This is a genomic window from Paenochrobactrum glaciei (assembly GCF_039522165.1).
Taxonomy (GTDB): Bacteria; Pseudomonadota; Alphaproteobacteria; order Rhizobiales; family Rhizobiaceae; genus Paenochrobactrum; species Paenochrobactrum glaciei.
In genome coordinates this window covers 104,357-118,252 of sequence record NZ_BAAADE010000003.1, presented here as the reverse complement: position 1 = coordinate 118,252, position 13,896 = coordinate 104,357, and the positions used below count along the sequence as shown (strand labels likewise).

The window sequence follows — 13,896 nt, the reverse complement described above, 5'->3', positions numbered from 1 at the left end:
GTGATCTAAGGCTGGCGGAACCTATATGTGCCGCCAGCTTGTATATATTGTTGTTTTTTCAAATTAGAATTTTTGAACTGTTTTATTCTATTTATGGAATTATTTTGTCAGTACTGTTGACAGTCGGCGGATTTAGTCCAACTATTTAGTTTCGCGGTAAAAGCGAGCGGCGTGGAGGCGCCGTATAAACGGGAGGATTTCATGCGTTCAACACTTTTTGTTGCGACTTTAGCAGCCGGAGCCTCAATGTTTGCGTATTCTGCGCAAGCAGAAGGCAATCTTAATCTCATTTGCTCGGCCGATGTGGTTATTTGCGAGCAAATGAAAAACATGTTTGAAAAAGAAACTAATATTCAGGTGAATATGGTTCGTCTTTCATCGGGCGAGACTTACGCCAAAGTGCGCGCAGAAGCACGCAACCCGAAAACTGATATTTGGTGGGCGGGGACAGGCGATCCGCATATGCAGGCAGCCTCTGAAGGGCTGACACTGGAATATAAGTCTCCGATGCTGGACGAGCTGAATGATTGGGCGGTTAAACAGGCAGAAAGCTCAGGCTTTAGAACCGTCGGCGTTTATGCTGGTGCGCTAGGCTGGGGCTATAATACCGAATTACTGGCCAAGAAAAACCTGCAACCGCCAAAATGCTGGGCGGATTTGCTTGATCCGGGCTTTAAAGGCGAGATTCAGATGGCGAACCCCAATTCATCGGGCACCGCCTATACTGCCCTTGCCACATTGGTGCAGATTATGGGTGAAGAACCGGCTTTTGAATATATGAAGAAGCTGAATGCCAATATTTCGCAATATACCAAGTCGGGTTCGGCACCGGTTAAATCGGCAGCACGCGGCGAAAATGCCATTGGCATTGTGTTTATGCATGATGCGGTTTCGATGACGGCGGAAGGTTTTCCGATTGTGAGCGTGGGTCCATGCGAAGGCACGGGTTATGAAATCGGCTCAATGTCGATCATCAAAGGCGCGCGCAATCTGGAAAATGCAAAGAAATGGTATGATTGGGTGCTCAAAGCAGACGTGCAATCAACCATGAAGGATGCAAAATCATTCCAGCTTCCTTCTAATAAAAATGCTGAAGTGCCGAAAGAATCCCCGCGTTTTGAAGATATCAAGCTGATTGATTATGACTTTAAAACCTATGGCGATCCGGAAAAGCGCAAGCAGATTCTGGAGCGTTGGGATCGTGAAATCGGAGCCAGTGCCAACTGATGAAACAGTAAAAATCTGACCGCAGGCTGAATGAAACCGGCCTGCGGTTGGTGGTTTCACTCAATCAGAAAGCGTGGCATGCAATGAAGCAGCAAAACCGTAGACTGGATGTTGTGCTGGCCGTATTTTTGGCAAGCTTCATCCTTTTGCCCTGGTACCGCATTGAAGGCGGGTTCTTTAGTCTGAAATGGTTGTCCGATTTCCTGAGCAATCAGGAGTACGGCTCCGGCATGATGCAATTGCTGGCTTATAACCGTTTCTGGCTTTGGGGCATTGTTTTGCTGATGGCGCTTTGTGGCGCTGCGCGTTTATGGGCGTCGCCGCCAAAACGCAGTCATTTATTGACGCTTCTCAGTGTGCTGGGCTTTTTATATCTTGCTTTGCAAGGGCTTGCGATTGGCTTTGGCGGCTGGAACTGGGTTTTTACCGAAAATCTCTTTGGTATTTTGCCGGATGGGCAGCCCGCTTTTGGTACCGGTGCGGTGATTGCCGGAATTTGTTTTGTTTTGATTTTTGCCTTCAGTCTGGCCGAGCGTGGCGTGCTGAAAGGTGATGCTTTTATCTTGGCTTCCATCTCGATGTTGTCGGTGCTGGTTGTCGTTTTTGTTTTCTACCCGCTTTTCAGCATGTTTGCCGGTTCGGTGCAGGATTTTGACGGTTCATTCAAGCCGGATGGCTTTATCCGTAATATTCAGGATCCGTCGATCTGGAGTTTTGGCTGTGTCATTGATGGCACACGCTGCGGCGTGGCATGGCGCACTTTATGGCTGGCGCTGATGACAGCGAGCGGTTCTACGGTGCTTGGATTGGCCTTTGCATTGCTCGCGACACGCACTAATTTTCCATATAAAAAAGGCCTGCGCCTGTTAACTATTTTGCCGATCATCACGCCGCCATTCGTGATCGGTCTGGCATTGACCCTGCTTTTTGGCCGTGCTGGTGTGGCAACACAAGCCGTATCCTCATTTCTCGGTATTGAACCGGGGCGCTGGTTATATGGCATTACCGGGATCTGGATTGCGCAGGTTCTATCCTTCACACCGATTTCGTTTTTGGTGCTCATTGGCGTGGTGGAAGGTGTTTCACCTTCAATGGAAGAGGCTTCGCAAACCTTGCGTGCCGACCGTTGGCGCACCTTCCAGCAGGTCTCATTGCCATTGATGGCACCGGGCATTGCCAATGCTTTTCTGATCAGTTTCATTGAAAGCATGGCCGATTTCGGCAATCCGATGGTGCTCGGCGGCAGTCATGGCGTGTTATCGACGGAAATTTTCTTTGCGGTTGTTGGTTCACAAACGGACCCGTCACGCGCAGCCGTTCTGGCAATTGTGCTGCTGATTTTCACACTTAGCGCTTTTCTCATTCAGCGCATGTGGTTGTCGGGCAAAAACTTTGCCACCGTTACCGGCAAAGGCGATTCAGGCATGCATGCCGCTTTGCCAAAATCATTGGAAATCGGCGTTTATGCGCTGGTCATTCCGTGGGTTATCTTCACGCTTGTTGTTTACGGCATGATCATCGTTGGCGGCTTTGTCAAAACATGGGGGCTCGATAACACGCTGACAATTGATCATTATCGCCGTGCGTTCTCGGTCGCTTTCACTGAAGACGGCATTGCATGGACGGGTGTTGCGTGGAATTCCTTCTGGACAACCATGGAAATCTCGTTGATTTCAGCACCTTTGACGGCCGCTGTTGGGATGCTGACCGCCTATCTGATCGTGCGGCAGAAATTTTATGGCCGCAGCGTATTTGAATTCGCGCTGATGCTGAGCTTTGCTATTCCGGGCACGGTTATTGGTGTCAGCTATATTATGGCTTTCAACCTGCCGCCGCTGGAAATGACCGGAACGGCCTTGGTGCTGATTGCCTGTTTTGTCTTCCGCAATATGCCGGTGGGCGTTCGTGGCGGCATAGCAGCGATGAGCCAGCTTGACCGCAGCCTTGATGAGGCATCGCTGACATTGCGTGCAGATAGTTTGCGTACCTTGCGCAAGGTTATTCTGCCATTGTTGCGCCCTGCTATTACGGCATCTCTGGTCTATTCCTTTGTGCGGGCGATCACTTCAATCAGTGCGGTGATTTTCCTCGTCAGCGCGCAATATAATATGGCGACATCTTATATTGTCGGGCTGGTCGAAAACGGCGAATTTGGCGTGGCGATTGCTTATTCCTCGATGCTTATCGTTGTGATGCTGGTGGTGATTACGGTGTTCCAGCTACTGGTCGGACAACGCCAGTTGCGGCGTGAAAACCGCATCGCCCCAACCAAAGCCTCACAGCAACAGGAGAATGCTGTATGACTATGATTAAAGCAGGTTCTGTCAGTTTTCAGAATGTGACCAAGAAATTTGGTGATTTCACTGCGCTGCCGGATTTATCCATGACAGTGGAACCGGGCACACTGGTGACGCTTCTGGGGCCTTCCGGTTGCGGTAAAACCACGACTTTACGCTTGCTGGCAGGGCTGGAACATCCAACCTCGGGGCGGGTGCTGATCGGCGGTAAAGATGTCACCAACCTGCCTGCCAATGAGCGCGATGTGTCGATGGTATTCCAGTCTTATGCTTTGTTTCCGCATATGACGTCATTGGATAATGTGGCCTATGGGTTGCAGTCATCGGGTTTGAAAAAAGCAGAAGCGCGTGAGCGCGCCGAAGAGGGGCTTGCTCTGGTCGGCTTGGCCGGTATGGGGCATCGTTTACCGGCAGAGCTTTCGGGTGGTCAGCAGCAACGTGTGGCGGTTGCCCGTGCTCTGGTGCTGGAGCCGCAGGTTTTGCTGCTGGATGAGCCGCTTTCCAATCTGGATGCACGGTTAAGACGCCGCGTGCGAACGGAAATTCGTGAGCTGCAACAGCGACTTGGCTTTACCGCCGTTTATGTAACCCATGATCAGGATGAAGCACTGGCGGTTTCTGACACGATTATCGTAATGAAAGATGGTGATATTGCGCAAAAAGGTTCGCCACGCGAGCTTTATGAAGCACCGGCTTCCGCTTTCATTGCCGATTTTATGGGGGAGGCCAATGTTTTGCCATGTGAAGTAAGCCGTGTAGAAAATGGTTTGGCGAGTGTGTATATCGGTGATCTGAAACATCAATTACCGAGCGCACATGCGGTGACCGGCAAGGCGCAATTGGCCGTTCGGCCAAATTCTATTAAGCTTGAACAAGCGACAAATGGTGCATTAATGGGCACGATTACCCATTCAGCCTATCTTGGCGACCATATCGAATATGAGGTGGAAACTAAATTTGGCAAATTATTTGTCGTTGATATGGATGCAGATGAACCATTGCCACGTGATACATCGGTGGCAGTGCATCTGAAAGGGCGCGGACTGGCGCTTATTCATCATTAAATTTATCGTTTGGATAGGGGAATATCATGGTGACAGCGGCTGCGTCTGCACTTGAGCAAAGATTTGCGCTGGCAAAACTGATTGCAGAAAAAGCCGGAGCCTTGGCTCTGGATTACTTTAACCGGCGCGAAACGCTGGTGATTGAAACCAAACGCGACCCGCAGGACGTGGTTTCCATCGCTGACCGCAATGTGGAAACGCTCATTCGTGATAAGGTAACGGCTCATTTTGGCGATGATGGCTTTTTGGGCGAAGAATATGGCCTGAACAGAGGCACAAGCGGCTATACTTGGGTGGTTGATCCGATTGACGGCACCAGCCCATTTGTTCATGGCATGCCGAACTGGTGTGTGTCGATAGCCGTTTTATATCAGGATAAGCCTGTGATCGGTGTGATTTCAGCGCCGTGTCACAATGAAGTTTATGCGGCAGCTCAAGGCATGGGCGCTGTTTTGAACGATAAAACCATCAAGGTTGACCCAACCAACACAGTGCAGACGGGCGTGACGGCAATTAGTGCTAATAGTCATGTTACGCCGGCTTTTGTCGCTGGCGTGATTGAGCGGTTGCTGACGGCACAGGGCAATTTTGTCCGCAATGGTTCTGGCGCTTTGATGCTGGCTTATGTGGCGGCTGGGCGTTTGGTGGGCTTTTTTGAAGGCTATATGCATGCTTGGGATTGCATGGCTGCATTTTGCCTGATCGAAGAAGCAGGCGGTTATTGCTATCCGTTTCCGGTTGACGGAGAAAATCTGACCAAAGGCGCACCGGTTTTTGCTGCGGCACCGCAAGCGGTCGATGCATTAAAAGAGATCGCGCAGCTTTAATAACTTATTGATTTAACGAAATAATTGGGGCGCTGCCTGTGTTTACAGGTAGCGCCCGTTTTTTAGCTCTTAATCGAAATTAATGAGCAAGTGAGATGCTGTCAGCATTCAGCTGCATGCGATCTGTGTCGCTGCTTGGGTTTGCAATCCATAAAGGGGACTGTGAGGACCAGTTGATCTGTACTTTCTGACCAGCAGAAACACCGCTGAGGTCTGTGCCGTTAGGAAGTTTAAATGAGTCACCATCTGAAAGCTGTACGGTGTTTGCAAACATATTCAGCTTTTCAATTGTACCGGTTGTAGTAAATGTTGCAGCTGATGCAATAGAGGCTGAAGCAAGTGTTGAAACAGCAAGAGTAGCAATAAGGATCTTACGCATTTTATTTTCCATTCTTCATAATGTGCAGTGACGTTATTGAGAGGATGTTGGGTATTACGTCGTCACTGCTTGTGATGGGCCTAATTTGGGGTGAAACCTTGAAATAAACAATAGTTGGAAAAGTAACGAATTGTTGAACATGATTGAACAATCACATTTTCGTGCGTTTTTTAAATGAACAATGAATAAGGCGCCACAAATCAATAATTGTTGCAGCGATCACAGCTGTCATAAAAACTTCATAAATTATTGATTTCTAATATAAAAAACCGCCGGAGAGGTTTTTTACCCTTTCCGGCGGCATATTTTAAAAGTGGCATTTGAATTCATTTTGGGTCGAAATAAGGCAAAAAAATTCTAATCACATTCAATTGATCTTTAGCTTTTTTTGCTGTCCCGTTGATAAATCCAGTCATGGTCAGGGTGATTTTGGAAGCGCCACTTGCGTAAAGGCCCTGCCATGACGTTGAGATAATACATTTCATAGCCGTAAGGTACGCCACATGGATGGTGCCCTTTTGGCACCAACACCACATCACCATCAGCAACAGCCATGGTTTCGTCCAAACTGCCGTCTTCGGTGAAAACGCGCTGGATGCCATAGCCTTGTGATGGGTTGAGACGATGATAATAAGTTTCTTCCAGATAGGTCATATCCGGATAATTATCTTCATCATGGCGGTGTGGCGGGTAAGAGGACCAGTTGCCCTGCGGGGTGAACACTTCTGTCACCAGCAGGCTGTCGGCAACATCACGCCCTTCCATTGCAATATTATGGATAAAGCGGGTATTGGCACCTTGGCCGCGCTGTTCGAGCTGGATGTTGTCAGGGCCAATAATTTGTGCAGGGCGGCCAGCTTTGGCAGGTGCTGTGCAAATGGCCAGAGTGCAATCGGTTGTGGCAACGGCCTGCCAGTTGCTTTGCGCCGGAATATAGACGCAATGCGGCGGCAAGCGCTCAAACACATTCATCCGCTCACCCAGTTCACCAAAATCATGGGCACTGTCGGAGGTGGTGGCACTGACTTTCGCTTTGCCTTCCACCAGCACCAGAATGACCTCGGTGTCATTGGTGGTTTCCGAAGCGCTTTCACCGGCCTTCAACTTGTAAAGACCAAAGCCGACATAACCCCAATTGGCGCTTTCCGGCGTGATGTCATGCACTTTACCGCTGGTAGACTGGGGTTTGCGTAACAAATTTGCCATGACCTATCCTTTATCTAAACCGGCCTCTCGGGCATAGGCTTTCAAAGATTTCAAACCAAGGGTTTGATATTGGAGCGGATTGCGCACCACCGGATCTTGCTCTGCTTCAATTACCAGCCAGCCCTGATAGCCGTGCTCGGCAGCGATCTTCAAAACCGGAACGAAATCAACACCGCCTTCAGCATCGCCCGGTACCGTGAATGCACCACGGCGTACAGCTTCGAGGAAGGAAAGTTTTTGCTCTTTGACTTCTGCGGCAATGTTCGGGCGCAGGTTTTTGGCATGAATATGGGCAACACGTGCCATATGTTTGCGGGCAACGCGCTGCGGATTGCCGCCACCAAACAGGCAATGGCCGGTATCAAGCAGCAATTTGGTTGCTGATCCGGTGTGCTGCATAAGCAAGTCAATCTCTTCTTCACTTTCGATAATCGTGCCCATATGGTGGTGATAAACGAGCGTAATGCCTTGAGAGGCTGCAAATTTCGCCAGCTCTTCAACACCGGCACCAAATTTTGCCCATGCGCCAGCATCAAGATGCGGGCGCAGTTCCAAGGCTTTGTCATTGTCACCGTGGATGGCATTGGATGTTTCGCAGGTGATAATCACCTTGCAATCCATGGCTTTTAACAAATCAAGCGCGGGCTGCATGGCTTTTTTCTCGTCTTCAATGCTGTTTGTCAGCAGATTGAGCGAATGCCAGCCGGAAATATAGCGTAAGTTCCGTGGTTCCAGTACGGCTTTGAGCGCGACAGGTTCTTGCGGAAATTTATGGCCTTTTTCAATGCCGTCAAAGCCGATGGCCGAAGCCTCGTCCAAACATTGGTCGAGCGAGATATGTGCGCCGAGGCTGCGGTCGTCATCATTGGTCCATGCGATTGGGTTTGTACCGTAGAGGATCATCACTCAGTTTCTTTCTTTCAGAGCGGCTTCATAATTTTTACGGGCTTCGCGCACTTCTGCGCGCTCAGAGACTTCAGGCACGGCAACATCCCACCAATATCTGCCAGTGGCGGGGGTCGGGTAGGGGTCTGTATCAATCACGATAACGCTGACCTTATTGCTAGCGCGGACGGTTGCCAGACTTGCTTCAAGCTCTGCAATGGATGAGACTTTATAGCTATCGGCTCCCATAGCGGCGGCATGAGCGGCAAAGTCGATATGTGACGGGTTCACATGATTGCTGTGGTCGAGCAGATTGTTAAATTCTGCGCCACCGGTTGCCATTTGCAGACGGTTGATGCAGCCATAGCCGCGATTATCGGTAATCACGACAGTGATTTTGATACCCATCATCACAGCCGTCGCAAGCTCGGAATTGGCCATCATATAAGAGCCGTCACCGACCATCACGATCACATCGCGATCAGGCTCGGCCATTTTGATGCCCAAGCCACCGGCAATCTCGTAGCCCATGCAGGAAAAGCCGTATTCCATGTGATAGGACATCGGGCGCGAGGCTTTCCAAAGCTGATGCAACTCGCCAGGCATGGTGCCTGCGGCACACATGACAACAGTGTTTTCACGCGATTGACGCTGAACTGCACCGATCACCTGCATGTCGGTCGGCAATTGGTTGTCGTCTTTGGGTGCGGCTGTATCTTGATCAGCACTGGCAAACCAAGCTGCCTTCAAAGCCGCATCCGGTGTGGCTGCACGATAACTATTCAAGCCTGAGGTTAAAGCTGCAAGCCCTGCCTTGGCATCGGAAACCAGTGGTAATGCGTCATGTTTTGCACTGTCATAGGCTTGCACATTCAGCGCCAGAATCCGACATTCAGGATTGCGGAAGAGTGCCCATGAACCGGTGGTGAAATCCTGAAAACGGGTGCCGACACCGATGATCAGATCGGCATCTTCGGCGATTTTATTGGCGCTTGATGCGCCTGTGACACCGACAGGGCCAAAATTAAGCGGATGATCCCATGGCAGAGCCGATTTTCCGGCCTGTGTTTCAATCACCGGAATAGAGTGTTTCTCTGCAAATGCTTGTAAAGCAGCACATGCGCTGGAATAATGCACACCGCCACCTGCAATAATGACCGGATTTTTGGCAAGTTGAATGGCTTTGATAGCTTCTGCCAGCTCAAACTGGTCTGGCTCCGGGCGGCGCTGGTGCCAGATTTTGCGCTCAAAAAACGAAAGCGGATAATCATAAGCTTCCGCTTGCACATCCTGACAGAAGGCAAGGGTAACAGGGCCGCAATCAGCCGGATCTGTCATAGTGCGGAAGGCACGTGGCAAAGCGGTCAGCAATTGTTCCGGCCGTGTGATGCGGTCAAAATAGCGGCTGACAGGGCGGAAGCAATCGGTCACACTCACAGTGCCGTCATTGAAATCTTCGATTTGTTGCAACACCGGATCAGGGCCGCGATTGGCAAATACATCACCGGGAATAAACAAAACCGGCAAGCGGTTAACATGTGCCAGGCCTGCGGCTGTCACCATATTGAGCGCACCGGGGCCGATTGATGATGTAACCGCACAGGCACGCTTGCGGCCAAGCTGCTTGGCATAAGCAATGGCCGAATGTGCCATGGTTTGCTCATTATGACCGCGCCAGGTTTGTATATCATCGCGCGCGGCATAGAGAGCCTCGCCAATGCCTGCCACATTGCCATGACCGAAAATCGCCCAGACACCGGCAATAAAAGGCTCTCCCTCCGGTGTCATCTGGTTGGCAAGATAACGGATCATTGCCTGCGCAGCGGTTAATCGGACTGTTTTCATGATCTCACTCCCAATCATGTTTTGGCATGCTCACGGGTTGGTCTTACTGCTGTTGGCGCAGACCATCCCAGATATTGCAAAGATTTTGATAGCGTGCTGCCATTTCGTTTACCGCTTCATCATCACTCATTTGGCCAGCAAACCACAGGCGTGCCGGATCGGCAAAAATGGTGCGGCCAATGGCAAAACCTTTAACCAGATCAAATTCAGCGGCAATTTTCAGGCTTTGCGCCAGTTCTTCCTGTGGTGCTTCAAGTCCCAGAACCACAATACCGCGTGTGTAAGGATCGTTGCGGGTAATGGCATCGCAGGCATTTTGCCAAGCGGCTTTGGTTTTCAACGGTTCCAGCTTCCACCAATCGGGATAGACACCGATCTCGTAGAAACGCTCGATGATTTTCGCATTGGTTTCATCGTCAACAGGGGCAACTTTGGAAGGAATAACTTCCAAAAGCAGTTCCAAACGATTGCGTCGTGCCGCCGTAAAGAGGCGTTTGACGGTTTCTTCCTGAGATAAGCGCATCGCTTCATTATCATCAGGATGATAGAAGCAGAGAACTTTCACCACATGCTCAACCGGCCATTCATTAAGCCCGCCATAATCAATGCCCAGCTCCGGCTCTAATGTCAGCGGGCGCGAGGTCGGCCATTCGACAGGGCGGCCAATCCAAAGACCGGAACCGGAAGCTTGATAAAGTGCATCACGGCCAAGGCGGCTGTCGCATAAAATGCCATAGCCTTGATTGTGAGCATCATTTCCGGCGACTTTTTGGGCAGCCTTAAGACATAATTTTTTAAATGCGCCGATTTTTTCAAGCGGAGCACTGCATTCCTTGGCAATATCTTCCAGCTGATAGCGATGATCAAAGGCAAAAACACGCATATGCGGCCAGTTGCCATGGCGGTTGGTTGACCAGTGAACTTGTTCTAATGCTGCATCTTTACGCAAAGCTTTGTTGCGGATGCCGGTTTTGAAGAAATATTGCAGCTCTTCCCAGCTCGGATAGGCAGGGGTGCAGCCATGACGCGAAACGGCAAATGCTCCGCAAGCATTGGCATATTTTAGGGATGTCGGCCAGTCTTCGCCATTCAGCCAGCCGCAAAGCAGGCCGGACATGAAGCCGTCACCGGCACCAAGCACATTGAAAACCTCAATCGGAAAACCTTCGCCGGTTTGGCCATCTTCCAGACTGGCGGGAATGTCGCCTTCAAAAACCACGGCACCCATAGGCCCGCGCTTGCAGACAAGCACGGCCTTGGAAACAGCGCGCACATTGCGCAGGGCTTCCAATGTGTCGGTGCTGCCGCCGGCAATGTGAAATTCTTCCTCTGTACCGACGATGAGATCAAACAAATGCAAGGTTGATTGCAGTTTTTCTGTCACGCGTTGCGAGGAGATAAAGCGATTTTCACCATCATCATGGCCGGAAAGACCCCAAAGGTTAGGGCGATAATCAATATCAAGTGCAGTTTTGGCATCATTTTCACGGGCAATGCGCAAGGCTTTTAAAACGGCTGCTTCAGTGCGTGGATGTGATAAATGCGTGCCGGTTGCGCAAACAGAGCGCGACTGGCTGATGAAAGCCGGATCAATATCGTCTTCGCAAAGCGCCATATCGGCGCAATTTTCGCGGTAGAAAATCAGCGGGAACTGTTCCTGATCGCGGATGCCGAGCAAAACAAGCGCGGTGAGGCGCTCAGGGTCAGTGACAACACCTTGAATATTCACGCCTTCGCGTTCCAATTCACGGGCGATAAAGCGCCCCATATGCTCGTTGCCGACACGGGTGATAAGTGCGGACTTAAGACCTAAACGTGCGGTACCACAGGCAATATTGGTGGGAGAACCGCCAATATATTTGTTAAAAGAGGCCATGTCCTCCAACAAGCCGCCCACTTGCGCGCCGTAAAGGTCAACCGATGAGCGTCCAATCGTGATCAGATCCAGTGGTTTAGTCATATGCCTCCCCGCATCATTCTAACTGTCCGTCACCATTGGTATTCCGAGTGACTTGATATTGATATTCCATTTTTATTTTAAAATAGATTTTAAATTCTATTTTTTAGGCTGGCAATATCAAAATCAAATATATTTTTAAATTTCCTCCTGCCTGTTGCCGCCTACAGCGACCGCTAATGTCATAGCCAGACAAAGCGTGGCGGAAAGCGAGCGGAAGGCACCGAAATCAACCTCTGAAATCAGCAAAGATTGTTTGGCCATACGGCATAAGGGGCTAACAATGGTGTCGGTAATCGCCACAATAGGGATATTACGATTTGAAATTTGTTCAGTTAATTCAACAGTTTCAGCAGAATAAGGCGAGAAAGTAATTGCAAGCAGCACATCGCCTTCGCGGATGGCATGTGGCGTTTCAAGACCACCAACGCTGCTGTGCAACATCGCTGGCACCTGCATTTTTTCCAGAGCATAAGTCAGATAGCTGGCAACGGCAAAAGCACGGCGCAAGCCGACAATATGGATCATCTGTGCTTGCGAGAGAATGCGCACGACCTCTTCCAAAGCAAGCGGATCAATGGTGCCAAGCAGAGATTCGAGCGATGTGCGTCCCGCTTCGGCAAATTCTGCCAATAAGGCAGATGCGCTGCCGCTGGCACTTTCACGTAAATGATGCAGTCTTGTATTATAATCCGGCCAGCCGCCTGCATAAGAGTTGCGGAACAGACGCTGCATTTCCGAAAAACCGGAAAAGCCCAAAATCTGGCAGAAACGCATGAAAGCAGAGCTTTGGACGCCAGCGCCTTCCGCCATTTCGGCAACGGTGGAAACGGCAATCCTGTCTTGATTAGCGGCTACAAAATCCGCGCATTGTTTCAAGCGTTTCGGCAGATCAGGCGATATTTCAAGAAGCCTTGCTTCAAATTCTTTTATGCTTTCCGGCGGCAGCAAATCGTCCATCATATCTCTTTCGAAACTCTCAGCAGGAAGCTGGTCAACATTCTTTCGTTGGTTGAGCGCAATTTACACGAGCAATGTGTATGAAATTTTCTGCCCTCTTGACATAACTTATATCACAATCTAGCAAAATAGAATAAATATTCCACAGCTAACCATGACTGTTCCATTGCAGATGCTTTTTGACCACAGGTTCTTGCGTGCGCCAAAGGTTCTTGAATGTGAATGGGAGGAGACATTTATGGTAACCCGTCTTGCGCTCTTAGGGGCAGGTCGTATCGGCAAAGTTCACGCTGGTGCAATTGCATCTGATCCGCGTGCCCGTCTTGTTGCAGTGGCGGATGCGCATGCGCCATCTGCTGAAGCTATAGCAAAAATGGCCGGTGATTGCGAAATTCGCACCATTGAAGAAATTGAGCAGTCGGATGATGTGGATGCAGTGCTGATTTGCACGCCAACCAACACCCATGCTGATTTGATCGAGCGTTTTGCGCGTGCCGGTAAAGCGGTTTTTTGTGAAAAGCCGGTGGATCTGAGCATTGCGCGTGTGCGAGACTGCCTGAAAACCATTGCTGAAACCAATGCAACGGTGATGCTGGGCTTCAACCGTCGGTTTGATCCGCATTTTCAGGCGGTACGCGGTGCCATTGATGATGGCCGCATTGGTGATGTGGAAATGGTGACCATCACCAGCCGCGATCCGGGTGCGCCGCCGCCTGAATATATCACTGTTTCGGGTGGTATTTTCCGCGATATGACCATTCATGATTTTGATATGGCGCGTTATTTGCTTGGTGAAGAAATTGACAGCGTGATGGCTTCTGCCTCTGTGCTGGTTGATCCGATAATCGGTGAACTTGGCGATTTTGACAGCGCCAGCGTGATTTTGACCACTGCCAGCGGCAAGCAATGCGTGATTTCCAATTCACGCCGCGCAAGCTATGGCTATGATCAGCGCATTGAAGTGCATGGCTCGTTGGGTGCGGTATCTGCTGAAAATCAGCGTCCGGTTTCCATCGAAGTGGCAACAAAAACCGGCTATAATCGTCCCGCTCTGCATGATTTTTTCATGACACGCTACACGCAGGCCTATGCAGCAGAAATTGCTGCCTTTATTGATGCGCTGGATAATAAAACCCCTGCATCGCCTTCGGCACAAGATGGTTTGATGGCTTTGGCATTGGCGGAAGCCGCCCTTAAATCGGTGCGCGAAAAGCGGGCTGTTAAGCTCTCGGAAATAACCGCTTAAATT

The 13,896-nt window shown here is 50.1% G+C and carries 11 protein-coding genes; 5 read left to right on the top strand and 6 right to left on the bottom strand.

All coding sequences use genetic code 11. The annotated features are described in order from the left end of the window. The first annotated feature begins 201 nt into the window (after window positions 1–201). The 4 genes from ABDZ76_RS10120 (at window position 202) to ABDZ76_RS10105 (ending at window position 5,415) form a co-directional block, all read left to right on the top strand. On the top strand, window positions 202–1,227 hold the full coding sequence (locus ABDZ76_RS10120; RefSeq protein ID WP_343805012.1) for an ABC transporter substrate-binding protein: 1,026 nt from the start codon (window positions 202–204) through the stop codon (window positions 1,225–1,227). Window positions 1,228–1,310: 83 nt separating this feature from the next. Continuing rightward, complete coding sequence (locus ABDZ76_RS10115) at window positions 1,311–3,530, top strand: ABC transporter permease (protein WP_343805010.1); 2,220 nt, start codon at window positions 1,311–1,313, stop codon at window positions 3,528–3,530. After that, complete coding sequence (locus ABDZ76_RS10110; RefSeq protein WP_343805008.1) at window positions 3,527–4,588, top strand: ABC transporter ATP-binding protein; 1,062 nt, start codon at window positions 3,527–3,529, stop codon at window positions 4,586–4,588. Before ABDZ76_RS10115 ends, ABDZ76_RS10110 begins: the two co-directional genes overlap by 4 nt. Window positions 4,589–4,614: 26 nt before the next feature. Then, complete coding sequence (locus tag ABDZ76_RS10105) at window positions 4,615–5,415, top strand: inositol monophosphatase family protein (protein ID WP_343805006.1); 801 nt, start codon at window positions 4,615–4,617, stop codon at window positions 5,413–5,415. A 79-nt stretch (window positions 5,416–5,494) separates the two neighbouring features. Here ABDZ76_RS10105 and ABDZ76_RS10100 read toward each other — a convergent pair whose 3' ends face one another. From ABDZ76_RS10100 to ABDZ76_RS10075, 6 genes are all read right to left on the bottom strand, one after another. Further along, a complete protein-coding gene (locus tag ABDZ76_RS10100; protein ID WP_343805004.1) occupies window positions 5,495–5,794 on the bottom strand; it encodes a DUF1344 domain-containing protein in 300 nt (99 codons plus the stop codon). A gap of 378 nt (window positions 5,795–6,172) precedes the next feature. Continuing rightward, the gene (iolB, locus tag ABDZ76_RS10095; RefSeq protein ID WP_343805002.1) at window positions 6,173–7,000 is read right to left on the bottom strand and encodes a 5-deoxy-glucuronate isomerase; all 828 of its coding nucleotides are present in this window, start codon (window positions 6,998–7,000) and stop codon (window positions 6,173–6,175) included. 3 nt (window positions 7,001–7,003) lie between these two features. Beyond that, on the bottom strand, window positions 7,004–7,903 hold the full coding sequence (gene iolE / locus ABDZ76_RS10090; RefSeq protein WP_343805576.1) for a myo-inosose-2 dehydratase: 900 nt from the start codon (window positions 7,901–7,903) through the stop codon (window positions 7,004–7,006). A 3-nt stretch (window positions 7,904–7,906) separates the two neighbouring features. Then, window positions 7,907–9,730 (bottom strand): 3D-(3,5/4)-trihydroxycyclohexane-1,2-dione acylhydrolase (decyclizing), encoded by a 1,824-nt coding sequence (gene iolD / locus ABDZ76_RS10085; RefSeq protein ID WP_343805000.1) that lies wholly within the window; start codon window positions 9,728–9,730, stop codon window positions 7,907–7,909. Between the two features lie 43 nt (window positions 9,731–9,773). Continuing rightward, window positions 9,774–11,690, bottom strand: a complete 1,917-nt coding sequence (locus ABDZ76_RS10080; RefSeq protein ID WP_343804998.1) for a bifunctional 5-dehydro-2-deoxygluconokinase/5-dehydro-2-deoxyphosphogluconate aldolase — start codon at window positions 11,688–11,690, stop codon at window positions 9,774–9,776. A gap of 135 nt (window positions 11,691–11,825) precedes the next feature. Then, entirely contained in the window at window positions 11,826–12,647 is an 822-nt protein-coding gene (locus tag ABDZ76_RS10075; protein WP_343805574.1) for a MurR/RpiR family transcriptional regulator, read from the bottom strand. Window positions 12,648–12,885: 238 nt separating this feature from the next. On the opposite strand from ABDZ76_RS10075, the gene iolG reads away from it, so the two are divergent. After that, window positions 12,886–13,893 (top strand): inositol 2-dehydrogenase, encoded by a 1,008-nt coding sequence (iolG, locus tag ABDZ76_RS10070; protein ID WP_343804996.1) that lies wholly within the window; start codon window positions 12,886–12,888, stop codon window positions 13,891–13,893. Window positions 13,894–13,896 lie beyond the last annotated feature (3 nt).

Excerpts from the sequence above, each read along its gene's own strand:
- ABDZ76_RS10120 (WP_343805012.1), top strand. The coding sequence starts at position 202 with ATGCGTTCAACACTTTTTGTTGCGACTTTAGCAGCCGGAGCCTCAATG.
- ABDZ76_RS10115 (WP_343805010.1), top strand. The coding sequence starts at position 1,311 with ATGAAGCAGCAAAACCGTAGACTGGATGTTGTGCTGGCCGTATTTTTG.
- ABDZ76_RS10110 (WP_343805008.1), top strand. The coding sequence starts at position 3,527 with ATGACTATGATTAAAGCAGGTTCTGTCAGTTTTCAGAATGTGACCAAG.
- ABDZ76_RS10105 (WP_343805006.1), top strand. The coding sequence starts at position 4,615 with ATGGTGACAGCGGCTGCGTCTGCACTTGAGCAAAGATTTGCGCTGGCA.
- ABDZ76_RS10100 (WP_343805004.1), bottom strand. The coding sequence starts at position 5,794 with ATGCGTAAGATCCTTATTGCTACTCTTGCTGTTTCAACACTTGCTTCA.
- iolB (WP_343805002.1), bottom strand. The coding sequence starts at position 7,000 with ATGGCAAATTTGTTACGCAAACCCCAGTCTACCAGCGGTAAAGTGCAT.
- iolE (WP_343805576.1), bottom strand. The coding sequence starts at position 7,903 with ATGATCCTCTACGGTACAAACCCAATCGCATGGACCAATGATGACGAC.
- iolD (WP_343805000.1), bottom strand. The coding sequence starts at position 9,730 with ATGAAAACAGTCCGATTAACCGCTGCGCAGGCAATGATCCGTTATCTT.
- ABDZ76_RS10080 (WP_343804998.1), bottom strand. The coding sequence starts at position 11,690 with ATGACTAAACCACTGGATCTGATCACGATTGGACGCTCATCGGTTGAC.
- ABDZ76_RS10075 (WP_343805574.1), bottom strand. The coding sequence starts at position 12,647 with ATGGACGATTTGCTGCCGCCGGAAAGCATAAAAGAATTTGAAGCAAGG.
- iolG (WP_343804996.1), top strand. The coding sequence starts at position 12,886 with ATGGTAACCCGTCTTGCGCTCTTAGGGGCAGGTCGTATCGGCAAAGTT.